Source organism: Halalkaliarchaeum sp. AArc-CO (assembly GCF_024972735.1).
In the GTDB taxonomy this organism is placed as follows: domain Archaea; phylum Halobacteriota; class Halobacteria; order Halobacteriales; family Haloferacaceae; genus Halalkaliarchaeum.
In genome coordinates this window covers 1,907,761-1,932,834 of record NZ_CP087723.1, presented here as the reverse complement: position 1 = coordinate 1,932,834, position 25,074 = coordinate 1,907,761, and the positions used below count along the sequence as shown (strand labels likewise).

Annotated in this window: 24 protein-coding genes and 1 tRNA gene; 15 read left to right on the top strand and 10 right to left on the bottom strand. The window is 63.9% G+C overall.

From position 1 onward, the window contains the following. Positions 1-12: 12 nt before the first annotated feature. From AArcCO_RS10270 to AArcCO_RS10260, 3 genes are all read right to left on the bottom strand, one after another. A complete protein-coding gene (locus AArcCO_RS10270; RefSeq protein ID WP_259533336.1) occupies positions 13-576 on the bottom strand; it encodes a 4Fe-4S dicluster domain-containing protein in 564 nt (187 codons plus the stop codon). Between the two features lie 6 nt (positions 577-582). Next, complete coding sequence (locus AArcCO_RS10265) at positions 583-3,510, bottom strand: molybdopterin oxidoreductase family protein (protein ID WP_259533335.1); 2,928 nt, start codon at positions 3,508-3,510, stop codon at positions 583-585. A 316-nt stretch (positions 3,511-3,826) separates the two neighbouring features. Next, positions 3,827-4,393 carry a helix-turn-helix domain-containing protein gene (locus AArcCO_RS10260; protein WP_259533334.1) on the bottom strand — a complete coding sequence of 189 codons (567 nt, stop codon included), beginning with the start codon at positions 4,391-4,393 and terminating at the stop codon, positions 3,827-3,829. 137 nt (positions 4,394-4,530) lie between these two features. On the opposite strand from AArcCO_RS10260, the gene AArcCO_RS10255 reads away from it, so the two are divergent. From AArcCO_RS10255 to AArcCO_RS10245, 3 genes are all read left to right on the top strand, one after another. After that, positions 4,531-5,787: an RNA-guided endonuclease InsQ/TnpB family protein gene (locus tag AArcCO_RS10255; protein ID WP_259533333.1), complete on the top strand. Its 1,257-nt coding sequence runs from the start codon at positions 4,531-4,533 to the stop codon at positions 5,785-5,787. Between the two features lie 115 nt (positions 5,788-5,902). After that, positions 5,903-6,478, top strand: a complete 576-nt coding sequence (locus AArcCO_RS10250) for a DUF1684 domain-containing protein (protein WP_259533332.1) — start codon at positions 5,903-5,905, stop codon at positions 6,476-6,478. A gap of 95 nt (positions 6,479-6,573) precedes the next feature. Then, the gene (locus tag AArcCO_RS10245) at positions 6,574-8,049 is read left to right on the top strand and encodes an FAD-dependent oxidoreductase (protein WP_259533331.1); all 1,476 of its coding nucleotides are present in this window, start codon (positions 6,574-6,576) and stop codon (positions 8,047-8,049) included. Between the two features lie 10 nt (positions 8,050-8,059). On the opposite strand, the gene glmU is transcribed toward AArcCO_RS10245, so the two are convergent. Further along, positions 8,060-9,244, bottom strand: coding sequence for a bifunctional sugar-1-phosphate nucleotidylyltransferase/acetyltransferase (gene glmU, locus AArcCO_RS10240; RefSeq protein ID WP_259533329.1), 1,185 nt, complete (start codon positions 9,242-9,244; stop codon positions 8,060-8,062). Between the two features lie 396 nt (positions 9,245-9,640). Between glmU and AArcCO_RS10235 the strand changes: the two genes are divergently transcribed. From AArcCO_RS10235 to AArcCO_RS10205, 7 genes are all read left to right on the top strand, one after another. Continuing rightward, entirely contained in the window at positions 9,641-10,456 is an 816-nt protein-coding gene (locus AArcCO_RS10235; RefSeq protein WP_259533328.1) for a CDP-alcohol phosphatidyltransferase family protein, read from the top strand. 89 nt (positions 10,457-10,545) lie between these two features. Further along, positions 10,546-11,052 (top strand): DedA family protein, encoded by a 507-nt coding sequence (locus AArcCO_RS10230; RefSeq protein WP_259533327.1) that lies wholly within the window; start codon positions 10,546-10,548, stop codon positions 11,050-11,052. Between the two features lie 48 nt (positions 11,053-11,100). Next, the gene (locus AArcCO_RS10225; protein ID WP_345780862.1) at positions 11,101-11,508 is read left to right on the top strand and encodes a prefoldin subunit beta; all 408 of its coding nucleotides are present in this window, start codon (positions 11,101-11,103) and stop codon (positions 11,506-11,508) included. Positions 11,509-11,512: 4 nt separating this feature from the next. Next, the gene (locus AArcCO_RS10220) at positions 11,513-11,815 is read left to right on the top strand and encodes a DUF3194 domain-containing protein (protein WP_259533326.1); all 303 of its coding nucleotides are present in this window, start codon (positions 11,513-11,515) and stop codon (positions 11,813-11,815) included. Positions 11,816-11,882: 67 nt separating this feature from the next. After that, positions 11,883-12,737, top strand: a complete 855-nt coding sequence (locus tag AArcCO_RS10215) for a PspA/IM30 family protein (RefSeq protein WP_259533325.1) — start codon at positions 11,883-11,885, stop codon at positions 12,735-12,737. Between the two features lie 41 nt (positions 12,738-12,778). Continuing rightward, positions 12,779-14,368, top strand: a complete 1,590-nt coding sequence (locus AArcCO_RS10210; protein ID WP_259533324.1) for a glutamate-cysteine ligase family protein — start codon at positions 12,779-12,781, stop codon at positions 14,366-14,368. A 142-nt stretch (positions 14,369-14,510) separates the two neighbouring features. Further along, positions 14,511-15,884, top strand: a complete 1,374-nt coding sequence (locus AArcCO_RS10205; RefSeq protein WP_259533323.1) for a serpin family protein — start codon at positions 14,511-14,513, stop codon at positions 15,882-15,884. A 38-nt stretch (positions 15,885-15,922) separates the two neighbouring features. On the opposite strand, the gene AArcCO_RS10200 is transcribed toward AArcCO_RS10205, so the two are convergent. The 6 genes from AArcCO_RS10200 to AArcCO_RS10175 all read right to left on the bottom strand — a co-directional run bounded on the left by AArcCO_RS10200 (position 15,923) and on the right by AArcCO_RS10175 (position 20,474). Beyond that, positions 15,923-16,966: a dipeptide epimerase gene (locus AArcCO_RS10200; protein ID WP_259533322.1), complete on the bottom strand. Its 1,044-nt coding sequence runs from the start codon at positions 16,964-16,966 to the stop codon at positions 15,923-15,925. Further along, on the bottom strand, positions 16,963-18,045 hold the full coding sequence (locus AArcCO_RS10195) for an N-acetyltransferase DgcN family protein (protein WP_259533321.1): 1,083 nt from the start codon (positions 18,043-18,045) through the stop codon (positions 16,963-16,965). The genes AArcCO_RS10200 and AArcCO_RS10195 overlap by 4 nt, the downstream gene beginning before the upstream one ends. Before the next feature lie 90 nt (positions 18,046-18,135). Continuing rightward, complete coding sequence (locus AArcCO_RS10190; RefSeq protein WP_259533320.1) at positions 18,136-19,470, bottom strand: NAD(P)/FAD-dependent oxidoreductase; 1,335 nt, start codon at positions 19,468-19,470, stop codon at positions 18,136-18,138. Positions 19,471-19,550: 80 nt separating this feature from the next. Further along, entirely contained in the window at positions 19,551-19,826 is a 276-nt protein-coding gene (locus AArcCO_RS10185) for a ribonuclease P protein component 4 (RefSeq protein WP_259533319.1), read from the bottom strand. Between the two features lie 43 nt (positions 19,827-19,869). After that, a complete protein-coding gene (locus AArcCO_RS10180) occupies positions 19,870-20,148 on the bottom strand; it encodes a UPF0058 family protein (protein ID WP_259533318.1) in 279 nt (92 codons plus the stop codon). 113 nt (positions 20,149-20,261) lie between these two features. Further along, positions 20,262-20,474 (bottom strand): ribbon-helix-helix domain-containing protein, encoded by a 213-nt coding sequence (locus tag AArcCO_RS10175; RefSeq protein ID WP_119818280.1) that lies wholly within the window; start codon positions 20,472-20,474, stop codon positions 20,262-20,264. Positions 20,475-20,618: 144 nt separating this feature from the next. On the opposite strand from AArcCO_RS10175, the gene AArcCO_RS10170 reads away from it, so the two are divergent. From AArcCO_RS10170 to AArcCO_RS10150, 5 genes are all read left to right on the top strand, one after another. Next, on the top strand, positions 20,619-21,212 hold the full coding sequence (locus AArcCO_RS10170) for a sulfite oxidase-like oxidoreductase (protein WP_259533317.1): 594 nt from the start codon (positions 20,619-20,621) through the stop codon (positions 21,210-21,212). A gap of 78 nt (positions 21,213-21,290) precedes the next feature. Further along, positions 21,291-21,364 (top strand) — tRNA-Lys (locus AArcCO_RS10165). 525 nt (positions 21,365-21,889) lie between these two features. Next, a complete protein-coding gene (locus tag AArcCO_RS10160; protein WP_259533316.1) occupies positions 21,890-22,681 on the top strand; it encodes an electron transfer flavoprotein subunit beta/FixA family protein in 792 nt (263 codons plus the stop codon). Beyond that, complete coding sequence (locus AArcCO_RS10155) at positions 22,678-23,724, top strand: electron transfer flavoprotein subunit alpha/FixB family protein (protein WP_259533315.1); 1,047 nt, start codon at positions 22,678-22,680, stop codon at positions 23,722-23,724. The genes AArcCO_RS10160 and AArcCO_RS10155 overlap by 4 nt, the downstream gene beginning before the upstream one ends. Next, positions 23,721-25,070, top strand: coding sequence for an FAD-dependent oxidoreductase (locus AArcCO_RS10150; protein WP_259533314.1), 1,350 nt, complete (start codon positions 23,721-23,723; stop codon positions 25,068-25,070). Before AArcCO_RS10155 ends, AArcCO_RS10150 begins: the two co-directional genes overlap by 4 nt. Positions 25,071-25,074 lie beyond the last annotated feature (4 nt).

Here is a 25,074-nt window from a genome sequence, read left to right as displayed (position 1 = left end):
GGTCAGTGACGGTTACAGCGACCCGCCGAACACGACGTCACCGAGGTCTCCCCGGAACATATCCGCGCTTCGGTCACCCCGGAGCTCCTGTGCGATCTCCGATGGCGTTCCGTACGCCAGCGCGTCCGTCGCACACTGGTCGAAGCAGACCGGGTTTTCGTCCTCCTCGATCCGCTCGACGCAGCCGGTACACTTGTCCATCGTCCCGGCGTTGCCCGTCGATTCGATCTCGTCGGGGAACTGGGTTGCACCGAACGGACACGCCCAGGCACAGTACGAACAGCCGATGCAGTCGTCCTTCTCGACCTGAACCAGTCCGTGCTCGTCACGATAAATCGCGTCAGTGGGGCACACCTCCTTACACGGTGCCTCCGCACAGTGGTAACAGGACATCGGGACGCTGGTTTCGCCCGCACTGAACCGGCCACCTCCCGTTCCTTCGTTGTGGGTGACGACCGCGATGCGGTCGTTGTTGTCCGAGAGGTCCCACTCGTCTTTACATGCGACGTTGCAGGCGCCGCAGTCGATACAGGCTCCCACCTTGGGAATCACTCTAAGGGGTGTGTTTGCGCTCATTGGAGATCACCTCTTTTTGAATCCGCGCTGCTTCTGGTAGGCTTGCTGCTTCTCCGGAAGCTCCGGAATCTCGTCGGCGCTCGCCGGCTCGAGGCCACACAGGGTCACCTTCGTCGCCTGCATGTTGGTGACGGCGTCGTAGCCGACCGACGTCCCGATGTTCGCCGAATCGCCGATCACGAGCGGTTCCGTTCCCTCGGGATACCGGTCGGTGTAGGACTCGCCTTCGAACAGGCCGCCCCAGTGGAACGGGAGGAACACCTCCTCGTCGTTCACGCGTTCGGTGACGCGAGCCTGCACGAGCATCCGTCCGGGATCGGTCTTTACCCAGATCCACTCGCCGGTGTCGACGTTCAGCTCGTTCGCGACGTTCGGGTGGATCTCGGCGTACATCATGGGTGCGCGGTTCGCGGTGCCCATCGTGTTCCGCGTGGTGTAGCCGCCGCCCTGGTGTTCCACCTGCCGGCCAGTGGTGAGGACGAACTCGAAGTCGTCGACCAGGTCCCGGCGTTCCTCCTGTGCGCCGCGGTTGTCGAGGTCCAGGCGGTAGAAGTCCTCCTGGCGCTCGTAGTTGGGGTACTCGTCGATTAGGTCCTTCCGGGGCGTCTCGACCGGTTCCCGGTGTTTTGGCACGTCGTCAGGGAGGTTCCAGGCACGGGCACGGGCACGACCGCGACCGGTCGGTGGGTCGGGCTGTTCGTTGTCGAACTCGGCGAACTCCGCGGCGTCGACTCCGTCGACCGCCTGTGCGGCGTCGTACACCGAGTGATCCTCGCTGAGCGCGTATTCGATCGGGGTCGTCGGAGCGGCGGGTGTCGTTCCGTCCGGCAGCTCCGTCGCGTACCCAGGGTACTGCGGGACGCCCTCGATCTCGCCGTCCCACCAGTCGGGATCGTAGCTGTTCCGGAGGAGGGTCTCGCCGTCCGGGGCCTCCGTCCCCCACCGGGCACGGAAGTCGAGCCCGCCCTCGGCAGGATGCACGCTGTCGCGGTAGAGGATCGTAGTTCCGGGGTGATCTTCGTGCCAGCAGGGCCACGGCAGCCCGAAGTACTCCCCGTGGAGGTCGTGGCTCTCGGTGACTTCCGCCTGGAGCGTCTCCGAGCTGAACACGTGGCTGTTCTCCATGTGGGCCTTGATACGCTCGGGTGTCTGACCGATCTGACCGATCGAGCGCATGCCGAGGTTGTACTCGTCGGTCACCTCCTCGACTGCGTCGTAGTCGAAGTGCTCGGCGAAGCCGAGTCGCTCGGCCAGGTCGGTGAGCATGTCGAAGTCGGTCCTGGAGTTGTGCCGCGGCGTCACCGCCTGGTAGCGCCACTGCACCGAGCGGTTCGTCGCCGTAACGCTGCCTTCACCTTCCTGTCGTGTTGCAGCCGGCAGCAGGATGATCCCGTCGTCTCGGTCCGCAAGCGTTCCCGACAGGCCAGGGAAGGGGTCGACGCCGACGACCAGATCGACGTTCTCGAGGCCCTGTTTAACCCGCTTCATCTCGCTGAGGGAGTTCAGCGAGTGACCCCACACCATCACGGCCTTCACTGGGTTGGGCTGGTAGAGACCACCCTTCCGTTCGTCGTCCTCGAGGGCGCCCTCGAACCAGCGGCTCACCGTGAGACCGTTCTTATTCATCAGGTCCTGGCTGTGGAAGTGATCCGCCAGGAGTTCCTCGCGGGTGATGGTCCCGCTGGTGCTCGGCGTTTCCGACCAGACGTTCGTCCAGTGATCCCACGCACCGTCGTCGAGACCGTAGTAGCCCGGGAGCGTGTGCGAGAGAATGCACATGTCCGTCGCACCCTGGACGTTGTCGTGGCCCCTCACCGGGTTATTCCCGCCGCCGACCTGTCCCGAATCGCCCAGCGTCAAGTTGAGGATCGCGTACGACCGGATGTTCTGCGTGCCGGTGGTGTGTTGGGTCGACCCCATCGACCACTCCACTGTACTGACGTCGGAGTCGACGAGCGTCTCCGCGACGTCTTTGATGTCTTCGACGTCGACCCACGTGATGTCCGAAACCGTCTCGAGGTCGTAGTCGGCGACGTTTTCTTTGACTTCCTCCCAGCCGTAGACGCGGTCCGCGAGGAATTCCTCGTCGTGGGCCTCGAGGTTGTAGATGATGTGATAGAGGAGACCGTTGATGAACGCGACGTCCGTTCCGGGCCGGAATCGGACGTACTCGTCGGCGTGAGCCGCGGTCTTGGTGAACCGCGGTTCGGCGACGATCACGTCCCCGCCGTTCTGACGCGCCTGCTGGATGTACCGCATCATCACCGGATGCGACTCCGCGGGGTTGTGTCCGATGATGAGGTTGGCGTCGGCGTGTTGAACGTCGTTTGCCGACTGGGTCATCGCGCCAAAGCCCCAGGTGTTCGCCAGTCCGGCGACCGTCGTCGAGTGGCAGATCCGCGCCTGGTGGTCGACGTTGTTGGTGCCGTAAAAGGCCGCGAGCTTCCGGAACAGGTACGCCTCCTCGTTGCTGATCTTCGCCGACCCCATCCACATCGTGCTGTCGGGCCCGTACTCCTCGCGGATTCGGAGTAGCTCGTCGGCGATTTCGTCCATCGCCTCATCCCACGAGAGGGTCACCCACTCGCCGTCAACCTTTTTGACCGGCTCCTTGAGCCGTCGCGGCGAGTTTACGGTCTGGGCCTGGCTTGCACCCTTCGAACAGAGTCCGCCCTGGTTGATCGGATGGTCCTTCCAGGCCTGTTGACCGACGACCGTGTCGTCTTTGACCTCCATTTTCAGTCCACACCCGACCGCACAGTGTGAACAGATCGTCTTCACCAGTTCTGTCTCCCCCTCCTCGTCGGCGTCTTCCTCGGCTTTCCCGGGTTCGACGAGCGTTCGCCCGCCGACGAGTCCAGCAAGCGCGGCGGCCCCTCCGAGCTTGAGGACTCCCCGGCGTTCGATGTCGAACTGTGACGGTGTCGTACTCATTGGTGCATCTCCACGCAGACGTACACGATTGCTGTTCTTAGTTCCAGCCGGGGAGCCCACGTACCTTAGAATAATGGGAAAAGTTAAGCACCAAATTTAATACCATAGACTAGATAAGCCTGAACAAGTTCCGACCTTTATTATGGGGTGTCTATCTCCATGTTCGGCATAACGATCCGTTGTGACTGGGACTTCGTCCGCGAGGAACTATGACGGAAAAATCGGACTCATACTGATTATTCTCGGCCGTAACCGGACGATCGGCCCACCGAGTGGCCGATCGCCCGGTAAATCGCTACAATAATCAGTATCAGGCTCACTCCACGTCCGACGAGTCGGTCCCGTCGGCGTCGGTCTGCTCTGCGAGCACCGACTGGATGAGCTTCGATTCGCTCGCGCGGAGGCGCTGTGAGACGGCGGACTTCGAGACGTCGAGTTCGTCGCTTATCGCCTCGAGATCCGTCTCCCGGGGCGTCTCGTAGTAGCCGCGTTCGAACGCCAGTTCGATCGCCTTTTGCTGTTTTTCGGTGAGTTCGTCCAGATCCACGATCGCGAGTGAGGAGTGGGCCCCCGCGTCGCTGATCCGGTTGATCTCGAATGGAACGTCCGACTGGACGAGCGATCGAAGCACGTCGTGAAGCGTCGGTCGATCGGGGACCTGCAAGGAGAGGTGGATACCGCCTTCGGGGTCGATGTTGTGACGTCCCCTGGCGTCGGTGGCGTCGGCGGTCGGCTGGCTGTCGTCACCGCAACACTCGGAACCCGCATCAGTCTGTTGACTGCTCTCGGTACATCGCTGATTGTGTCCTCCGTCCTCGTTCATGTGGTAGTAAATCGATCCGATCTGTTCTGGAAGGCAACCGACGTACAGTACCGGAGACATGGTAATAGACTTTCATCTTCACATGGTTGTTTTTTATCAGCGGGCAAGGCGAATACCCCGAGGCTTGACCTCGGGGATGAAGCCGACAACTCGTGATACAAACCATTAAGTCAATAGTTCCTAATCGAGAGACAGCGATGGAACACAGTCACCGCTACCACGCCCACCCGACACAAGAGGTAGCGGAGCGACTGGAACACCATCTCGACGTTCATCGCCAACTCTACAACCACGTCCGCTGGGACTACGAGAACAGTCCAGAGGACGATAAGCCGAGTGAGTACGACCAGAACAACAAACTCCCCGAGTGGAAGCGCAAGTGGCCAGTGTTCGGTGAACTACATTCGAAGGCCGCGCAAGCCACCGTCGCACGCTTCCATCGGAACCTCTCGAACCTCAAAAAGAAGAAAGAGAAGGGGTACAACGTTGGTCGGCTCAAGAGGCAAGCACCCACAGAGTACCGGAGTGTGACGTACACCCAGTCTGGTTTCGACCTCGATGAAAAGAGGGGCCGCGACAGGTATGCTTACGTCCGCTTCAGCAAAATCGGCTGGGTGAAAATCCGTTACCATCGCCCAATCCCAGACCACGCCACCATCAAAGAAGTCACGTTCAAAAAGGAGACGACCGGCGAATGGTTCGTCTCTTTCGGACTCGAAACTGATGCGGCTGACCTGCCCGAGAAAACCGACGTAGACTCGCTGGACGCGAGCAACAGCGTCGGTATCGACCTCGGCATCCTCAACTACATCCACACCTCGGACGGCAAGACCGTGGATTGGCTTGACCTCGAAGACGAGTACGAACGACTTCGGCGTGAGCAACGGAAGTTGTCTCGAAAGGAGAAAGGCTCGAACAACCACGAGAAACAACGCCGGGAAGTGGCGAAGGTCAAGCGTCACATCAAGCGGAAGGTTCTGGACTACCAGCACAAGATAACGACGTGGCTCGTCCGCGAGTACGACGCTGTATTCGTCGAGGACTTGGACGTGAAAGAGATGCTCGAACAGTCGCATAATACTCGGAACAAGCAGGATGCTGCGTGGCGACAATTCATCACGCTCCTCGAATACAAAGGCGACCTCTACGGCACGCACGTCGTGCAGGTGGAGGCTCGGGGCACAACCAAGGAGTGTGCGTCGTGTGGTGTGGAAACAGCGAAGCCCATCTGGGTACGTGAGCATTCGTGCCCGTCGTGTGGGTTTGAGTGTGACCGTGATACGAACGCGGCGATGAATGTTCTCAAGAGAGGCTTTTCTGAATTAGGGCTGGGATGGCCCGAATCCACGCCTGTGGAGACTGCGCTCCCTACGGACACCACTTCGGTGTCTGCAAAGCGCGTCGTAGAAACAGGAAGCCTCGGGGTCGTTCGAGAGAGCGAAGCTCTCTCATGATGACGAGAATCTTCGATTCTCGAACCACTTGATCCCGAGGCGATTCACCATTGCGTGTCTTTACTTGAACCCCCCATTTATTGTACTGCAAGAACAATACCGGTCCAGACGACCGATGACCGCCGACACGGACGCGCACTGGGAGGAGCAAACCGAAGAACAGCGCCGACAGCGGGAACGGTACTTCAGGGAGCATCCCCAGTCGCCGCTTCCCGAGGAAACATTCGCAGGGTTAGCATACTACCCGATACGCGAGAACTACCGGTTCGTCGTTCCTCTCGAGGAACACGACGATCCCGAACTGATCACCGTCGAGACGACGGCAGATGGGGAACAGCAGTACCACAGACACGGCGAATTCTCCGTCGAACTGGAGGGCACGGAGATCACGCTACAGGCCTATCGACCCCCCGAATCGGATCGGCTGTGGGTGCCGTTCCGTGACGAGACGAACGGTGACGAGACGTACGGCGCGGGGCGATACCTCGATCTCGACCCGGAGTCACACGAGAGGGAGGACGGCTGGATCCTCGATTTCAACGCCGCGTACAATCCCACCTGCGCGTACAACACCGCATACGAATGTCCGTTGATCCCGATGGAAAACTGGCTCGACGTCCGGATCGAGGCCGGCGAGAAAGACTACCCCGGCGAACCCGTCGATCCACACGGTCACAACCAGCAACGCTAAGGCGTAGGAACTGCGCTTCGGGTCAATCCCTCTCCGATCGTCCTGTATTGTATATACACCACAATACTTTATGGCGGGGAGACGAATCCTCTGGTATGGACGACACCACAGCCGAGGTACCCGGAGCAGCCGACGAAAACCCGGTCGTCATCGTCGGCGGCGACGCTGCGGGGATGAGCGCCGCGAGCAAACTCAAGCGGGAACGGCCGGACCGAGAGGTGATCGTCTTCGAGAAAGGGGACTGGGTGTCGTATGGAGCCTGCGGGCTGCCGTATTATATAAAAGGCGAGGTGGAGTCGCTCGACGACCTGGTGTCGATTCCGCCGGAGAAGTTCAGATCGGAGCGTGGGATCGACCTCCGGACGAACCACGAGGTCATCGAGATCGATCCCGACGACCGGACCGTCACCGTCGAACCACTGGGCAACGAGGACACTGAAACGTTCGTCCAGCCCTACGGCGAGCTTCTCATCGCAACAGGGGCTAGGGCGGTCGAACCGCCGTTCTCGGGGATGGATCTCGACGGCGTCTTCACCCTCCACGAGATGGACGCCGCACGCGAAATCCGAACGTTCCTCGGACTCGATCCCGGCGACGAGCCAGATCACGACGCTGTCGCGATCGTCGGTGGGGGGTACGTCGGTATCGAGATGGCAGAGGCGTTCGCCCACCACGGGCTGGGGGTACACCTCTTCGAGATGCTCCCACACGTTCTCCAGCCGTTCGGTAGCGACGCCGCGGAAGTCGTCGAGGACCACCTCCGTGAACAGGGGATCCGGCTCCACCTCAATACGGGCGTCGACGGCTTCCTGCCCCGCTCGGCAGTAGAGACCGACGCCGGGGACGCCGACGACGGGTTCGGCAATGGCGACGCGATCGGTGCAGTCGAGGCCGGGGAAGATCGCTTCCCGGTGGATCTCGCGCTCGTCGGCGTCGGCGTGGTTCCGAACGTCGAGATCGCCGAGAAGGCAGGAATTGAGACCGGCCCTACGGGTGCGATCGCGACCGACGAGCACGGGAAGACGAACGTCGAAGGCGTGTACGCGGCTGGCGACTGTGCGGAGGCCCGCCACGTCGTCACCGGGGAGCCGGACCACGTTCCCCTCGCGTTGACGGCGAACCGGGCGGGTCGTGCAATCGGGTCGACGCTCGCTGGCGATGCAACCGCCGTGGGCAAGATCGCCGGCACGGCCGTGCTGAAAGCGTTCGACCTCGAAGTGGCCCGCACCGGCGTGATCGACCCCGAACGGGCGCGATCCAGCGGGTTCGATCCCGTGTCAGTGACGATATCGGCACCCACGCGGGCTCACTACTACCCCGGTGGCGCCGAGTTGCAGGTCACGATGGTCGCGGACGCGACGACGAACCGGGTGCTCGGGGCGAGCATGGTCGGCGAGGAAGGCGCAGCAAAGCGGATCGATACCGTGGCGACTGCACTGTCCGCCGGACTGACGGTTCCGGAACTCGAGCAACTAGATCTGTCGTACGCGCCGCCGTTCAGTCCGGTGTGGGATCCGGTGTTGACCGCCGCAAAAGTGCTCGCCGGAAAACTGGAGCCGGACGAAGACTGATTGCGACCGCTCACCGGTCTTTGAGGACGTTCTCGCCGGGTGTCGTCGTTGCGCCTTCCGAGAGAACCACCCCGGCATTGATGCTGGTGTCGATCGCCGTTTTGACGTCGTCCCCGCAGACGACACCGAACTTCCGTCGACCGGTCGAGATACGGTCCCCTTTGACGGTCACGCGAACGTCCTCGCCGTCGTGACGCAGGTTGGCGACCGTCGTTCCGGCGCCGAAGTTGACGTCCCGGCCGATCACGCTGTCTCCGACGTACGTCAAGTGGCCGGCGGTCGCCCCCGACATCAGGACGCTGTTTTTGATCTCGACGGCGTGGCCGACGTGGGCACCGGCGCCGATGGCAGTCGCACCGCGGACGTACGCGTTCGGGCCGACAGTCGCGTCCGGCCCGACGTACACCGGCCCTTCGAGGGTCACACCCTCCCGGATTTCGGCACCCCGGGCGACGAACACCTGACCCGACAGCGTGGCGTCGGGACTCACCTCGCCGCGTTGCACGTCGTCGATCTCTTCGAGCTTCCACTCGTTGGCTTCGAGAAGCTCCCACGGGCGGCCGACGTCGAGCCAGCGCCTCACCGTCACTGAACGAACGTCCGTCGACTCGCAGGTCCGCTCGAGGACATCCGTGAGTTCGAGCTCGCCTCGTTTGCTCTCGCCCACGTCGAGCCACCCTAGCGCTGTCTCGGGGAAGACGTACGCGCCGGCGTTGATCAGGTTCGACGGCGGATCGTCGGGCTTCTCGATGACGCCCGTCACCTGCTCCCCGTCGAGAAGCAACACGCCGTAACTCGTGGGGTCCTCGACGCGGTAGCTCGCGACCGCAGGGCCGCCGCCGTACAGACGAGACAGCGAGTCGACGTCGTAAAGGCTGTCTCCGTTGAGCACGACGAACGGCTCCTCGTCGAGCGAGGATGCCGCCTGCGCGACTGCGTCGGCGGTCCCACGCTGGGTCGGCTGCTCGGCGTACGCGATCGGCACACCGCGGTAGCTGTCGCCGAACTGGTCCCGTATCAGATCGCCGCGATAGCCGACGACGATCACGAGCCGACTCGCACCTGCCTCGACTGCGGCGTCGACGGTGTGTTCCACGAGCGGCGATCCGGCGACCGGAAGCATCGGTTTCGGGCGGCTCTCGGTCAGCGGACGCATCCGCGTTCCCTTCCCGGCGGCGAGGACGACCGTCTGCATGGGCCAACCACGTGGGGCCGACCTCAAAGCGGTTGCGGCTCCGGGGTGTCTGTCGGCCTGGGAGGCCGGATACAACAGCTAACAACCTGTCGAGAGTTCCCATTGTTTCGGTGGTCGAGATCGTGATTTTCGGCCGAGACCACCCAAAATAATACGTCAGATGGTTCCGTAGTGCCGACTGCGATGCCGGAATGCAGGAACTGTGGTTCGTTCGTCACGGAGCGATACGTCCGAGTGTTTGCGCCGCCGCATTACGACGACGTCCGCGTGTGTCCCTCCTGTGAAGACAAGGTACGGGACGGTGCAAACGTTCGCGAGGCGCGCTCGAAACGTGTGTGAACTTCCCCCAAACACAGACGACCGCATACTCAAGTCGGACCAAACCGTTTCACGACCGTGAACACGCCGACGCGCGTCGCAGCCGAGAGCGCGCACGCCAGGCTTCGACAGCATACCGCGGCCTGGTTTCTGACGGCGGGAATCGCGACCGGAGGCGTGGGCGCTCTCGGGGCGGTCAGGAGTGGGTTCGGCGCCACCTGGCTCGGCTGGGCCGCGATCGCGCTTGTCGTCCTCGCAGTCGAGTACCGACTGGTCGTCGTCCGCCTCCCCGCGAACCACCGTCCGGACGCCGAGGGACTTTCACCGAATCTGGGTGCGGCGAACCTCCTTACACTTCTTCGGGGCATTCTGATCGCGTGGACTGCCGGGTTCCTCGCGTTCGGAGGGGGGTGGCTCTCGACGGTCGGGTGGTTCCCAGCAGTGTGCTACGGCGTAGCCGCGTTGCTGGACGCGGGGGACGGCGCACTCGCTCGACATCGCGGACGGATTACGGCGCTTGGAGCACAACTGGACACGGAGTATGACGCGCTCGGAATCCTGGTCGCGACCGTCGTCGGCGTGTTCGGCGGCGCAATTCCGGCGTGGTACCTCTCTGTCGGGTTCGCCCGCTACGCGTTTGTCGGCGGCGTCCGCCTGCGGCGGCTCCGTGGCCTGCCCGTGTACGAACTCCCCGAGAGGACGCCCGCGCGACTGCTCGCCGGCGCCCAGATGGCGTTTCTGGCGGCCGCACTGTCGCCGATTCTCGGAACCGACGCCGTCGCCGTCGGCGTCGTGATCGTCGGCGTTCCGTTCCTGCTCGGCTTCCTGCGGGACTGGCTTCACGTTTCGGGACGGCATCCGGGACTCGACCAGTCGAAGATGGACGGCCGTTGAAAACCCCTGATTGCCAGATCTACCCGTGTCAGGCAGTCTCCTGCACGATTCGACAGAAGGCCCATATACGCTCGCAGCCAAAGCCGAACGTGTTCACACTCGCAGCCGAACTCACCACAGCGTTCGTCGTCCGCTACGGGCTGGGAGTGCTGTTTCTCGTTTTCGCACTGGAAGGAGCGCTGGTGGGGAAGTTGATCCCGACGCGAGCGATTCTCGTCGCGTCCGTGCTCGTCCTCGGTACGAGTCTCTTCGAGCTGCTGCCTGTGGCGGCCGCCGCGATACTGGGGGCAACCGCCGGACAGCTCCTGCTTTTCGGGCTCGTCAGGTACGCCGGAATGGAGTACGACACGCTTTCGGGAACGGGACTGAAGGAAAGCCACCTCCGGCGTGCCGAGCGCTGGTTCGACCGGTGGGGGCTGCCCGCCGTCGCGGTCTCGAACACCCTCCCGGTCGCGCGCGGATCGATGACGATTCCCGCGGCCGCGTCCCGGCAGTCGGCTGCGGGGTTTTCGGTCGTCTCGCTGGCTGGAACCGCCGTCTACGTCGGAGCGCTGGTGGCGATCGCCGAGGGGATCGCGGTCGCGCTTCCCCTCTGACGGAAACAAAAACGGGGCTTTTTCAGTGCGGGCCGCTTCGCTCCGTCCATGCAGGGTAATCTGCCGCCGGAGGCGCAGGAGAAACTCGAAGAGCTACAGGACCTTCAAGAGACCGCACAGAAGGTCGCACAGCAGAAAGGACAGGCCGAAACGGCCCTCAACGATGCACAGACCGCACTCGACGCGCTCGAGGACGTCGACGAGGACGCCGGAATGTACCGCGAAGTCGGCGAGATCCTGGTCGAGACCGACTACGAGTCGGCCTCCGACGATCTCGAAGAGAAGGTCGACAGCCTCGAAGTTCGCGTCGAGCAGCTGAACAAACAGGAAGAGCGCGTCCAGCAGCAGTTCGAGAGCCTGCAGGAAGAACTCCAGCAGCTCCTGCAGGGCGGCGCGGGCGGCGGTCCGGCCGGCGGTATGGGCGGACCGGGCGGTCCCGGCGCCGGCGGCGCGTAAACCGATGTCCGAAGACGCGAACGGTTCGGACGATCTCTCGGACGCAAACACCGCAGCCGATGGCGGTGGCCCGACCGACGCGGAAGTCGTCGAAACCGCGGCGGAAGCCGCCGAGGAGGTCGTCTTCGAGAACTACCGACAGTCGGAGGTCGTCGATCTCGACGTGACGGTCACGTTCGAGGACGGCGTTCTGGAGGTGGACGTCTACCTGAACGTTCCCGACGACGCCGACCCGGACCCCGAGGCCGTCGTCGACGAGGCGGCCAGAGCGGCCCAGGACGCGGTCGACGAACTGTTCGCCGACTGAGCCGGGCCGGTCCGACCGTTCTCTCCGACCTGCTGGGTTTTAAGACCTACAGAGCCAACTGTGGGCTATGGGAATCCTCTCGCGTATGTCGTACGTGGTCCGGTCGAAGATCAACGCCCTCCTGAATCGGGCCGAGGATCCGACGGAAACTCTCGACTACTCCTACGAGCAGATGCGCGACGAACTCCAGCAGGTGAAACAGGGGATCGCGGATCTCACCACCCAGAAAAAGCGCCTCGAGATCCAGAAGCGCCGGCTCGAGGAGAACGTCGAGAAGCACAACCAGCAGGCGCGACAGGCCGTCGAACAGGACAGGGACGACCTCGCCCGCAAGGCCCTCGAGAAGAAGAAATCCAAGATGCAACAGATCGAGGACCTGGAGGGACAGATCGCCGAGCTCGAGCAGACACAGGAGAACCTCGTCGAGAAGAAAAACGAGCTACAGAACCGCATCGAGGAGTTCCGGACGAAAAAAGAGACCATGAAGGCGCGCTACGAGGCCGCCGAGGCCTCCTCGCGGGTCTCCTCGGCGATGAGCGGCGTGGGCGACGAGATGGAAGACGTCGGCCGGGCGATCGAACGCGCAGAAGAGCGAACCGACGAGATGGAGGCCCGGGCGGCCGCGATGGACGAACTCCAGGAGACGGGCGCGTTCGACGACGCTCTGTCGGACAAAGACGCCATCGACCGGGAGCTCGAGTCGCTCTCGACGGACAGCGAGGTCGACGCGGAGCTGGAAACCATCAAAACCGAGATGGGCAAAGAGACGGCGGCGGAGCCGGAGGAGCCGTCGGACGTCGACGTCGACGCCGAGATCGAGGGGCTCGAGGACGAACTCGACGAAGAAGATCTCGAGGCCGAACTCGACGACGCCGAGGTCGAGTCCGAACTCGCAGACCTGAAGGACGACGAGGAGAACTGAGAGGCGTTCGCGTCGCCAGAGAGTAACCCCATTCCAGTTCGATGACGCCCGACGAGTACGCCGCAGCCGTCCACGAATCCCTCGCACCGGAAACCCGGCGAGAGTTCGACGACCGGGTCGAAACTCAGGCCGACGCCGTCGCCGCCGATCTGGCCGCCGGGCGGCTCGACAACGCGGACTTCTCGGTCGGCCTCGAACTCGAGGCGTACGTGACAACTTCTGACGGAACGCTCACTCGAGTTCCGACGGAGCTTTTCGGCGCCGACGGCACGAACCCGGAGCTGGGCGTCCACAACCTGGAGCTAAACACCGAGCCGGACGTGCTCGATGGGCCGGGAATGCGTCGACAGGCCCGACGCCTCCGGGAGCTGGTGTCGACCGCCCGGGAACTGCTTCCCGACGACCGTCGACTCGCACTGGACTCGATGTGGACCGTCCCGCCGGCCGAGGGTACTCGTCCGTATCTCTCGTCGGGGACCGAACACGACGGCGTCTTCCTCTCACAGAACATGCACGCCGACGCCCGATACTACGCCCTGGACAACGAGGTCCGGAACCGGGCCGACGGCGAGATCGAACTGTCGGTCCCGGGTGTCGACCTGACCGTTCCGTCGATTCTGATCGAGTCGCTGACGGCGTCGATACAGCCGCACCTCCAGGTGCCAAACGCGTCGTCGTTCCCCCGGTATCACGACCTCGCGATTCGGACGCTCGGGCCGGTGCTCTCGCTTGCAACGAACTCCCCGTTCCTACCGGCCGACTGCTACCGGCCGCTCGAGGACTCCTCGGCGGTCGAACGCCTCCTAGCGGCTGCACCTCACGAACACCGGATACCCGTCTTCGAAGACGCGATCAACGCCGGGCTCGCTGGCGAGAAACGGAAAGTGCGGGTGCCAAACGACCTGGAACGTCTCGATCGCCTCCCCGCCAGGGTGGTCGCCGACGTCACGTACGCCCCCCATCTGTACGACGACCTCCCGGCAGCCAGCGCCGCGACAGCCGAACAGTCGGTTCCATACGCCGACCGGATCCCCGAATACCGTCACAAGCGCGGGACGTACTGGCGGTGGGTCCGTGGCGTCGTCGGCGGGGACGTCCCGACCGGCGCAGACGGAGAGCCGACCGATCCCGGGAACGACACGGCGTCGCTCAGGCTCGAATACCGCCCGCTGCCGACCCAGCCGACGGTCCGGGACACCGTCGCATTCCAGGCGCTCGTGGTCGGACTGTTGCGGGGACTCGTCATCGAGGATCACCCGCTGGGGGAACTCCCCTGGAGTGACGCGAGAGACGCGTTCTACGCCGCCGTCGACGACGGTCCCGAGGCGGAGCTGTCGTGGGTCGCCGCCGACGGGACGTACACTGAAAACCGGCGGCGCATCCGTCAGGAGCTGCTCGAATACGCCCGTCGCGGCCTCGCAGCCTCGGGGACCGACGGGACGACCGTCGACTGGCTGCTCGACCCGATCGAAGCCCGTGTGCGGTTGGGAACCACGCCGAGTTCCTGGCAACGAGACCGAGTGCTGTCTCGGGTTCGCGGCGGGGAGACACTCCCGGAAGCGATTCGGGGGACGAAACGGAGATATCTCGACCGCGCCGCAGCCTCGGAGTCGTTTGCAGACTGGCTGTGAGATGGGGGAATACCGCCCGTCTCCCTGGCGGATCTCTGTCTCTCGGGGATTCCGCACGAACCGATCCAGTTGGAACAGGATAGCACAAACTGACATTTGTGCCTCTGGAAGACACTTACATGGACCTGCCGTAGTGACGGCCATGAATCGACGCGCCGTGCTTGCGACCTCCGGAATGCTGGCGGCCGCGATCCTCGCGGGCTGTGTCGACGACGAGGGGCGATCGGGAGGCGACGAGAACACAGAGACGCCCACAGACCAGCCGGCCGACACACCAGGTGGCGACGGGGAGGAACAGAAATCGCTTCCCGAGGGCGACCCCGGGGCGGCCGACGAGCGGATCCGCGAACTCGTCGCCGGCAACGCGGAGTTTGCGATGAACCTCCACGAGCAGTTCGTCGCCGACGAGGACGCCGACAACGTGTTCTACTCGCCGTACAGTATCTCGATGGCGCTCGCGATGACGTACGCAGGGTCGGCCGGCGACGCCGAGACGGCGATGCGAGAAGCGCTCCGATTCACGCTGGAGGATGCGACCCACCCGGCGTTTTCGGATCTGCAGTCCGCGCTCGACGAGCGCGAGACGACAGCGGATCCCATGCCGGACGACGACGATGAAACGGATGAGGTGGACGCATTCACCCTGTCGGTCGCAAACGCGTTGTGGGGCGAGGAGGGCTACCCGTTCGACGAGGAGTACCTGGACCTCGTCGACGAGTACTACGGTGGCGGCTTCAACGAGGCGAATTTCACCGCGCAACCCGAACTCGAGCGCGAGCGGATCAACGACTGGGTCGCCGACGAGACCGACGACCGGATCGAGGACTTGATCCCCGAAAACGGGATTACTCCCCAGACGGTCCTCGTGCTCACCAACGCCATTTACTTCATGGCGAGCTGGGAGCAGGAGTTCGACCCCGACGACACTCAGGAGGCACCGTTTATCGCGCTCGACGGCACGGAGACGACAGTGCCGATGATGGCACAGAACCTCCGCACGGACTACGCCGATTTGCCGCGCGCCCAGGCCATCGAACTCCCCTACGTCGGCGGCGAGGTGTCGATGGTCCTCGTCGTTCCCGACGAGGGCGAGTTCGAGGCGGTCGAGTCCGACCTGGCGGGCGAGAACCTCTTCGGTGTGTTCGAGGAACTCACCGACGCCGCCGGCGACCTCCGGATGCCGCGGTTCGAATACGAGTTCGACGCCGAACTGCGCGAGGCCCTCTCGGACCTCGGCATGGAGTCCGCGTTCGGCCCCGGCGCCGACTTCTCGAACATGGTCGACGGAGAAGGTGGGCCGGGGATCGACGAGGTGTACCACGACGCCTTCGTCAGCGTCGACGAGGAGGGCACCGAGGCCGCGGCTGCAACTGCCGTGTCCATGGTCGAGAGCGCCCCGGCCGAGTCATTCGATTTGACGATCGATCGTCCGTTCCTGTTTTGTATTCGCGACCGACCGACCGACGCCGTGCTGTTCGTCGGTCGCGTCACCGACGCGGCTGCGGCACAAGGGTAGCGGCAGGAACGGACGGGCGTGGCCTCCGCTCTCGCCCGTCAGTCGACCCGTCGGACTCCCGTACCTGCTCGATCGGTTTCCGCAAGCCGGATCTCTCCGTCCGTGAGGTCGATCCCCGCGTACGGGTCCTCGGCGAGGAGAAGCGATCCGTCGAGGTCGGCGTAATCGAGCAACGGTGCGAGGTGACAGCCGGCCGCGATCGAGGCGTTCGACTCCACCATGCAGCCGAGCATCACCTCGAGCCCGTGGGCTCGTGCTGTCGCGATCATTCTCCTCGCTTCCGCAAGTCCGCCGCATTTCATCAGCTTGAGGTTCGCGATGTCGGCCCGGTCGGCGATTTCCGGTATGTCCGAAACCGTGACACACGACTCGTCGGCGGCGATCGGCAGCACCGAGCGCTCGTAGGCGAACCGCAGCCCCTCGGGGTCTTCAGCCGGCACCGGCTGTTCGATGAACTCGACGTCGTACTCTTCGAGCCACCGGCTTTTCGCCACCGTCTCGCGGGGCGTCCACGCCTCGTTGGCGTCGATCCGGAGCCGGGCGTCCGGGGCGGCCTCCCGAACCGCCTCGACGAGTTCCCGATCGTGGTCGGTGCCCAGCTTCAGTTTGAGCACGTCGTAGCCGGACTCGACGGCCCGTTCCGTCTTCTCTCCGACTCGGTCCACCGTGTCGAGTCCGATCGTGTAGGAACTCGTCGGCGCGTCGGTCGGGTCGAGCCCCCACAGCCGGTACAGTGGAACGCCGAGTCGCTTTGCTGCCAGGTCGTGCAGCGCAATCGACACCGCACACCTGGCTGCAGGGTTGTCGCGAACGACCTCGGTGAGTCGGCGCTCGACCTCGTGGATCGCATGGGGGTCGTCGACCTCCTCGACGACGTCGAGCAGTTCCGGAAGGACGGCACCCACGGTGTCTGCAGTTTCCCCGTAGTGAGGCGAGGGGGCAGCCCCGCCGATCCCGGTCATCCCGCCCTCGTCCGTGATCCGGACGACGACGTTTTCGGTTTCGGTCGTCGTTCCCCGTGAGATCGTGAACGCGTCGTCGAGTTCGAGGGAAACCCGTTCGAACTCCGCCGAAAGCGTCATCGGTCCACCCCCTCGAGCACCGCGTCGAGAACGTCTTCCGCGTCGAATCGAACCGGATCGGTTGCCGGGACGCCGATCGTCCGGGAGTACTCCGCGACCGCTTCCCGGGCGTCGTCGTCGCCGTCGATTTCCCTGGTGTTGAGCGCGCCCGCCACGACGGGTGACTCGTGAACCGGTTTCGCCAGCGACTCGTAGAGGTCGACGTACTCGGGAAGCGGCGGAAGCGAAAACTCCTCGTAGCCGTGAATCGCCTCCCGTCCGGAAGCGTGACACAACACGAGCGCGTCGGCCATCGCTCCGTGGAGGATGCCACACGTGACAGCCGAGTAGGCGGGGTGGACGATGCTCCCTTGCCCCTCGACGAACAGCACGTCGTGTTCGTCACCGAGTTCGAGGATCATCTCTTCGACTGAACCGGCGGTGAAGTCGCTTATCACCCGGTCGACCGGATTCCCCCAGCCGGCGATCATGATCCCGGTCTGTCCCGTCGGGACGAACCCGGCGTCGATCCCCCGATCTCGGGCGGCCGCCAGCAGCTCCAGCGAGACGGTCATCTTGCCGACCGAACAGTCGGTACCGACGGTGAGGACGACGTCGGCGTCGACGTCGGCTGCGACACCCTCACTCACCGTGAGATCCTCGTGGGGATTTCGGACGTCCCACAGTTCGACGCCCTCCTGATCGGCCAGCGCGGCGAACTCCTCGTCCTCCGAGAGGAAGTAGTGGAGCCCGGAGATGACGTCACAGCCCGCGTCGATCGCCGCCGTGACGTCCGGTCGCCACGACTCCTCGAACCCTCCGCCGATCGGCGCGATTCCGATCAACAGCGTGTCGAGATCCGATTCGACCTCGAGAGCCTCCTCGAACGAGCCGACGATCGGAGCGTCATCGAGGTCCCGCACGTGATCGCCAACGCTGGAGCCGGCTTCCTCGCGGTCGATTACGGCGGCGACGTCGTAGTTGCCGTAGCGCATAACGCCGATCGCCGTCTTCGCACGGTCGGGAAACTTCTCGTGGGCGAGGATAGCGATCGTCCGGTCCGATACCCGTCGGGTCCCCCTGTCGGAAACGTCGGTCATACCTGCACGGATGTCGAGGGGACTAATAAATCGGCGGCCACCGGCGAAACATCGGAACAACCCGGTCGCGTCCCCGGGCCGTCGACGCGGTCACTCGCCGTCCGCGATACGGTCTGCACACTCGAAGCCGGCCACCACCCCGCCGTTGAGCGACCGTTCGGGGTACTGCGCCCGAGAAGCCATCCCGGCGTAGTACATCCCATCGCCGACCGACTCGCGCAGGTCGTACGGGATCACCGTCTCGAGGTATCCTCGTTCGTAGACGGGCGCAGCCCGCGGGTTCCGGGAGAGCCGGACCGACTCGACGTGTTCGCGGGAGAACGACGGGAACAGTTCTTCGATCCCGTCGAGCCAGCGTTCCTCGAGTGTGTCGTCGTCGGCCTGCCACCGCCAGTCGTCACTGGACTGGACGTAGCTCGCGACATACAGGAGGTGTTGGCCGCCGTAACGGTCCGGCGGGACGAAGTTCGTGTGTTCGATGAGGGCGCCGAACGGCGCCTCGTCCGCGATGTTCAGCCAGTAGGTGTCCATGAGCGTCCGATCCATCGTCACGACCGCACACACTGCGCCCTGGAAGTCGATGTCGCATTCATAGCCAGTCAGTGATTCGAGCACGTTCGGCATCGCCGCCACGACGACGCCGTCGGTGTCGTGGGTTTCCTTCCCGGATTCCGTCTCGACAGTGACGGTTTCGACGCGTCGATCCGCAGACTCCTCTGTGTCAGTCGTAAATCCGACGTCGACCACCCGGGCGTTCGTGGTAATGTGATCGCGTCCGACGGAGTCTACGAGCGCGTCGATCAGGACGCCGAAGGAGCCGTCGAAGTAGCCGAGGATCTCCCCCCGTCTGAGGTCGCGTTCGCCGCGGAATCTGATCCGGCCGAGCAGCCAGGCCGCGCTGACGTCCGCCTTCCTGTCGCCGAACTTCGCGTCCAAAAGCGGGTCGAAGAACCGCTCGTACACGCCGCGAGTGGTGTGTTCTTCGACGAACTCCCGAACGGGCACGTCTTCGAACGCGGAGAGATCGTCGTAGGTGTCGAACCGCGGACGGCCGCCGCGCACGTCGACGCCCAGCGTGAGCATCCCGAGCCGAAACTTGTCATAGAGGCTCAGGTGGGGATAGGCGGCGATCTGGGCTGCAGTGTCGAGCGGGTGGACGACGCCGTCGACGTAGTAGGCGTTCTTGCCGACGATCCACTCCAGCCGCTCGTCGATCCCGAGTTCCTCGGCGAGTTCGACGATCGTCTCCTCCGACTTCGAAAGGTGGTGGTAGTAGCGTTCGATCGGGTCCCCGGCGGTGTCGTACAGCGCCGCGAGACCGCCGACGTCAGCGGTAGCTTCGTACACCGTGACGTCGAAGCCGTGTTCCTGGAGCCGGTGGGCGGCCGCCAGCCCGGCGATACCCCCGCCGACGACAGTGATCATGTCACCCGATGGGTTCGTCCGGCGTAAGGTGTTTTCCCTTCGACGGCCGCGGGTTCTGCCCGGCCGGACGGAGTCGCCGGTCACTCGTAGGGATATCTGGCGATCTCGCCGCAATCACACGTGATCACCACGTGCCCCGACTGCAGCCGCACCCGGGCGTTGCGTCCCGGCAGGAGGTACACGTCACAGCGATCGCAGGTGAACCGTTTGAACTCCCGGGGGACTCCACAGCGGTGCCGCTGGGCGATCCGACGGGCGAGTCTGACGTACTCCCTGGAGCGGTCGAACTCTCCGTTTCCGGCGGCCTCGCGGGCGAGAGCGTGCAACCGGTCGATCCGCTCCTCGGGGAGGCCCATACCGACAGACCGCGGGCTCGACGCAAAGGCGTTGCGAAAGAACCTACAGCTTGTTTTCCGCGTCCTCGGCGAGTTCCTTCATTCGCTTTCCGACCCGGCCAGCTGTCGAGAACTCGTCTTTGGCCATCGCCGACGCGAGGGCGTTGCCGAGCACGAACACCGCGTGTTTGTGCTCGCTTTTGGATTTGTGGACGTGGGACGGATCGACGTCGAGCTCCTCGTACGGTTCGAACAGCTCCGGATCGACGTGCTCCTTCTCGCGGAAGTACTCCATGATAGTGACCATCTGCTCGTGGAGCTCGAGCAATTCGTCTTTGTGCATACCCCGTTGTAGGCGCGTTCTCCGTTTAAATATTGCTCGGGAGCCGATGGCACACGCTGAAAGGACGAGCAGTTCGCCGCAAGGGTGCCTCGCGGGAGAAAACGCGGTGTCGACTAGAAGACGTACTCGTCCTCGTGTCCCATCATTCCGTCGTCTTCGAACCCCGGTTCCTCGTCGTCCATCGGGCCGCTCGTTTTGTACGCTTTCATCCCGGTGGACAACAGCTCCTCGATCGCTTCTTCGCGGTTGACGAACTCGCCCTGTTCGACGAGCTGGGCGATCTGCATCTCGAGGTGTTCCGGGATCGTAATTTCGACCTTGGGCATCTGAACAACCGGGGTTTGACGGAGGGTGTATATAAAGTTGCTGCCAGCTTCGCGACACGCGTTCCCGCGACTCACCCGTTCGGCTGTGGCTCGGGATTCGGCGCGACCCGACATTCATACGGTTCTGGAAGTCGTGGTGCCTTCATGGTCGTCGATCATACCGACCTCTACCGGGAGTTCGGGGAACAACGGCTTCCGCCGGGACAGCGGAAGACAGAGAAGTTCCCCGTCCTTTCGAAGGGAGAAACGCCCGACTGGAATCCGAATAGCTGGAGGTTCGAAGTGTGGGGGGCCGTCGACACCGGACTGTCTTTCGATCTCGAAGAGTTCCGGTCACTGCCGTCGGAAACCCAGCGACAGGACTTCCACTGTGTCACCGGGTGGAGCACCTTCGACCGGGAGTTTACGGGCGTGCCCTTCGCGGAAATCGCCGAGCGTGCCGGCGTCGACGACGATGCGGTGCACGTCATGTTCCACGCACTGGACGGCTACACGACGGATCTCCCGTTGGCGACGTGCATGCGGCCCGAAGTGCTGTTCGCGTCCGAACTCGACGGGGAGAAGTTATCGGACGACCACGGTGGCCCCCTGCGGGTCGTGACGCCACACAAGTACGCATATAAAGGGGCAAAGTGGGTAACCGGGGTCGAGTTTCTGACTGAACCCGAGCGGGGCTACTGGGAGAAGCGGGGATACTCCCGGACAGCGGATCCGTGGGCCGAAGAGCGGTACAGCTAGGATCGACCGTCGGTCCCTCGATTGAATCGCCATCCCGGAGTGGAACGCTTAAGTGGCCGGACGTCAGAATTCCATCGAGGGCCGATAGCTCAGCCCGGCAGAGCGTCTGGCTTTTAACCAGACGGTCGGGGGTTCAAATCCCTCTCGGCCCGTTTTCCTGCGAACGAAGTGAGCAGTGAAAACGCATACAGAGGGATTTGAATCCTACCAGTCGCGCACAGCGACCGGCGGGAGCGAGCACGTCTGGTTCCGGTTCAAATCCCTCTCGGCCCGTTTTCCTGCGAACGAAGTGAGCAGTGAAAACGCATACAGAGGGATTTGAATCCTACCAGTCGCGCACAGCGACCGGCGGGAGCGAGCACGTCTGGTTCCGGTTCAAATCCCTCTCGGCCCGTTTTCCTGCGAAAGACGAACTACAGACTGGACCGAACCGAAGGGCGAGTCGACATCACAAACCTGCCCCGTACGACACCTCATCTCCGGCGAATATTACTTAAAGAATCCGAGAGAAAACGGCGACCCGCGCCGCTACTGCTTAAATAACGTCCCGCCAATTCACTCGGGAGAGAAGAAATTCCCAGACTGTGAGAAACACGTTCCCCTTTTATTCGTCGAGATAGCCGAAGTTCTAACACGCGATGTCGGTCCGGAAGCCGACACAATATGAGGTGTAATAAATGAGTGATGGTTGGACAATCGTAGTGGGAGTCAAACAGGTTCCCGACTCCGACGAGGTAACGATCGATCCGGACACGGGTCGACTCGACAGGGCAAACGCCCCTGCCGTGTTGAACTCCCCGGATCGAAACGCGCTCGAGGCGGCACTCGCGCTGCGCGACGAGGTCGGCGGTAAGGTGATCGCAATCACCATGGGCCCGCCCAACGCCGCCGCCGTACTCGAGGAGGCCGTCGCGATGGGCTGTGACGACGCCGCCCTGATAACCGATCGGGCGTTCGCGGGTAGCGACACCTGGCCGACCAGCTACACGCTGGCGGAGGCGGTCAAGTACTTCGACGCCGACGTCGTCGTCTGCGGCGAGGAAACCACCGACTCCTCGACCGGCCAGGTTCCGCCGGGGATCGCCGCCCACAACGACTGGGCGCAACTGACCTACGTCGAAGACCTGGAACCCCGTCCCGAGGAGAACCGTCTCGTCGCCGTCCGCGACGTCGAAGGCGGCCACGAACGCGTCGCCGCCGACCTCCCGGTCGTCGTCGCGTTCGCCTTCGGCGAAAACGTGCCCCGCCCCGCGGGGCTCCACCGCAAGATCTACGCCGAAAACGAGTTCGAGCCAATGGAGATTACCGCCGAGGATCTCGGCATCGATCCCGACGAGGTTGGGCTCGACGCCTCGCCGACCCAGGTCGGCGGCATGGACACCGTCTCGCCGGTCGACCGGAAAGAACAGAAATTCGAGACGGCCGAGGAACTCTTTGAGGCGCTCGCCGAAACGGAGGTGTTCTCATGAGCGACGAAGCCGAGCAGGAACTGACCGAGGAAGAACAGCGGGTCGCCGATGCCGAGGACGTGTGGGTCTTCATCGAGGAGCACGCTGGCGACGTGATGAACGTCTCCTGGGAGTTGCTCGCGGAGGGACGCAAACTCGCCGACAAGATCGATCAGAAGCTGGTTGCAGTGGTGATCGGTGAAGACGTCGACGACGTCGCCGAGGAGGCGATCCAGCGAGGGGCGGATCTGGCACTCGTCGCCGACGATCCCGTCTTCGAGCCGTATCGGGCGGACCCGTACGGCACCCAGTTCCGGCACATGGTTGAGGAGAAAAACCCCTCGATCGTGCTGATCGGCGGCACCCACACCGGTCGCGACTTCGCCGGTCGGGTCGCCGTACCGACGTGGGCCGGCCTCACCGCCGACGTCACGGTTCTCGACGTCGAAGAGGACGGCCTGCTGCTCGCGAAGCGTCCGGCCTTCGGCGGCAACGTGCTCGCGACGATCGTCTGTGAGGACCACCGCCCGCAGATGGCGACGGTGCGTGCCGGCGTCTTCGAGGCTGCCGAGCCCGATCCCGACCGCGACGGCGAGATCGAACACGTCGAGGTCGTCGTGGGAGAAGACGACACCATCTCGGAAGTGCTCGAACGCGAGATCGGAGACACCGCCGACATCACCGACGCCGACCGCATCGTCGCCGTCGGCGGCGGAATCGAGGGCGACGTCGGACCCGCCGTCGAACTCGCGGAGGCGCTGGACGCCGAACTCGCCGCGAGCCGCAAGGCCGTCGACGAGGGATGGGTCGAAGCGTCCCGGCAGGTCGGTCAGACCGGCAAGACCGTCCGTCCGGAGCTGTACGTCGCCCTCGGCATTTCGGGGGCGATCCAGCACCTCGAAGGGATGAAAGACAGTGGCGTCGTGGTCGCGATCAACGACGACCCGAACGCAGCGATCTTCGAGCACGCCGACTACGGCATCGTCGGCGACATCTTCGAGATCGTGCCGGAGCTGGTCGAAGCGATCGAATCCGGAGCGGAACTCACGGAGGTGGCCCAATGAGCGACAGGGCCGAACCGATCGAGAACCCGAACTACGACGACGCGTTCGACGTGATCGTCGTCGGCGCCGGGCTGGCCGGCTGTGCGGCGGCGACGAAGCTCGCACAGGAAGACCTGGACGTGCTGATGATCGAGCGCGGTCGGTTCCCGGGCGCGAAGAACGTCTTCGGGGGCGTGATGTACACGCCGACCGTGCGCGAGATGGTCGACCTCTCGGATGCGCCCCTGGAGCGCTACGTCGCAGAGCGGCGGTTCAGTATGCTCTCCGAGCGCGACGAAACTGCCGTCTCTCTGCGCCCCGGTCAGTGGCACGAGCCGCCACACAACGACTCCTACACCGTGCTTCGCGGGGAGTTCGACCGCTGGTTCGCCGAGCAGGCCGTCGAAGAAGGGGCCACGCTCGTCACCCAGACCACCGTCACGGATCTCATCAAAGAGAACGGACAGGTCGTCGGCGTCGAGACGGACCGCCCGGACGGGCGGATCAAAGCGCCGTACGTCGTGCTCGCGGAGGGGGGCAACTCCCTGGTGAGCGAGGCGGGCGACCTCCGATCGGTCGAACGCGCAGAGAACGTGGCGGTCGGCGTCAAGGAAGTGCTGGAGTTCCCCGAGGGCGAGAACGTCATCGAGGACCGCTTCCGGCTGTACGACGACGCCGGTGTCTCCTACCACTACTTCGGTGAGGGCGCCGTCGGCGACGCGTTCGGCGGCGGCTTCATCTACACCAACGACGACACCGTAAGCGTCGGGCTCGCCTACCGCCTCTCGGACGCCCGTGGCGCCCAGCCCAAACCCGAGCAGACGCTGAACGCGTTCAAGTCCCACCCGGCGGTCGCACCACTGCTCCGGAACGCCCGCACTGTCGAGTACACCGCCAAAACGATCCCCGAGGGCGGCCCCGAGGCCGTCCCGGACCTTGTCCACGACGGGGCGGTGCTGGTGGGCGACACGGCCGGACTGGTGTTGAACAACGGCGTCCACCTCGAAGGAACGAACATGGCCGTCGAGAGCGGCTATCTGGCGGCGAAGGCGATCGCGAGCGCGGCCGCCCGCGACCGCACGGACGCCGCCGCCCTGCGGTCGTACCCCGAAGAGCTCGAGGAGTCGTTCGTGATGCAGAACCTCGAGCGGTACGACTGGATGATCGAGCGCGTGAAAGAGGACAAGGAGCTGCTGTTCGAGACACTCCCGCAGGCGGTCGCCGACGCGAGTACCGAATACTTCCGGATGGACCGCGAGCCGAAGGAAGCACACGCCGAAGAGGCGAAAGACCGCATCCTCGAGGCCGTCGGCGGCTGGACGGGTGCAGCGAAACTGGCGTACAGATACAACAAAATGATACGGTGACACA

Bases quoted from the DNA above. Each gene is read 5' to 3' on its own strand.
- AArcCO_RS10270 (WP_259533336.1), bottom strand. From the start codon at position 576: ATGAGCGCAAACACACCCCTTAGAGTGATTCCCAAGGTGGGAGCCTGT.
- AArcCO_RS10265 (WP_259533335.1), bottom strand. From the start codon at position 3,510: ATGAGTACGACACCGTCACAGTTCGACATCGAACGCCGGGGAGTCCTC.
- AArcCO_RS10260 (WP_259533334.1), bottom strand. From the start codon at position 4,393: ATGTCTCCGGTACTGTACGTCGGTTGCCTTCCAGAACAGATCGGATCG.
- AArcCO_RS10255 (WP_259533333.1), top strand. From the start codon at position 4,531: ATGGAACACAGTCACCGCTACCACGCCCACCCGACACAAGAGGTAGCG.
- AArcCO_RS10250 (WP_259533332.1), top strand. From the start codon at position 5,903: ATGACCGCCGACACGGACGCGCACTGGGAGGAGCAAACCGAAGAACAG.
- AArcCO_RS10245 (WP_259533331.1), top strand. From the start codon at position 6,574: ATGGACGACACCACAGCCGAGGTACCCGGAGCAGCCGACGAAAACCCG.
- glmU (WP_259533329.1), bottom strand. From the start codon at position 9,244: ATGCAGACGGTCGTCCTCGCCGCCGGGAAGGGAACGCGGATGCGTCCG.
- AArcCO_RS10225 (WP_345780862.1), top strand. From the start codon at position 11,101: ATGCAGGGTAATCTGCCGCCGGAGGCGCAGGAGAAACTCGAAGAGCTA.
- AArcCO_RS10220 (WP_259533326.1), top strand. From the start codon at position 11,513: ATGTCCGAAGACGCGAACGGTTCGGACGATCTCTCGGACGCAAACACC.
- AArcCO_RS10215 (WP_259533325.1), top strand. From the start codon at position 11,883: ATGGGAATCCTCTCGCGTATGTCGTACGTGGTCCGGTCGAAGATCAAC.
- AArcCO_RS10210 (WP_259533324.1), top strand. From the start codon at position 12,779: ATGACGCCCGACGAGTACGCCGCAGCCGTCCACGAATCCCTCGCACCG.
- AArcCO_RS10205 (WP_259533323.1), top strand. From the start codon at position 14,511: ATGAATCGACGCGCCGTGCTTGCGACCTCCGGAATGCTGGCGGCCGCG.
- AArcCO_RS10200 (WP_259533322.1), bottom strand. From the start codon at position 16,966: ATGACGCTTTCGGCGGAGTTCGAACGGGTTTCCCTCGAACTCGACGAC.
- AArcCO_RS10195 (WP_259533321.1), bottom strand. From the start codon at position 18,045: ATGACCGACGTTTCCGACAGGGGGACCCGACGGGTATCGGACCGGACG.
- AArcCO_RS10190 (WP_259533320.1), bottom strand. From the start codon at position 19,470: ATGATCACTGTCGTCGGCGGGGGTATCGCCGGGCTGGCGGCCGCCCAC.
- AArcCO_RS10185 (WP_259533319.1), bottom strand. From the start codon at position 19,826: ATGGGCCTCCCCGAGGAGCGGATCGACCGGTTGCACGCTCTCGCCCGC.
- AArcCO_RS10180 (WP_259533318.1), bottom strand. From the start codon at position 20,148: ATGCACAAAGACGAATTGCTCGAGCTCCACGAGCAGATGGTCACTATC.
- AArcCO_RS10175 (WP_119818280.1), bottom strand. From the start codon at position 20,474: ATGCCCAAGGTCGAAATTACGATCCCGGAACACCTCGAGATGCAGATC.
- AArcCO_RS10170 (WP_259533317.1), top strand. From the start codon at position 20,619: ATGGTCGTCGATCATACCGACCTCTACCGGGAGTTCGGGGAACAACGG.
- AArcCO_RS10160 (WP_259533316.1), top strand. From the start codon at position 21,890: ATGAGTGATGGTTGGACAATCGTAGTGGGAGTCAAACAGGTTCCCGAC.
- AArcCO_RS10155 (WP_259533315.1), top strand. From the start codon at position 22,678: ATGAGCGACGAAGCCGAGCAGGAACTGACCGAGGAAGAACAGCGGGTC.
- AArcCO_RS10150 (WP_259533314.1), top strand. From the start codon at position 23,721: ATGAGCGACAGGGCCGAACCGATCGAGAACCCGAACTACGACGACGCG.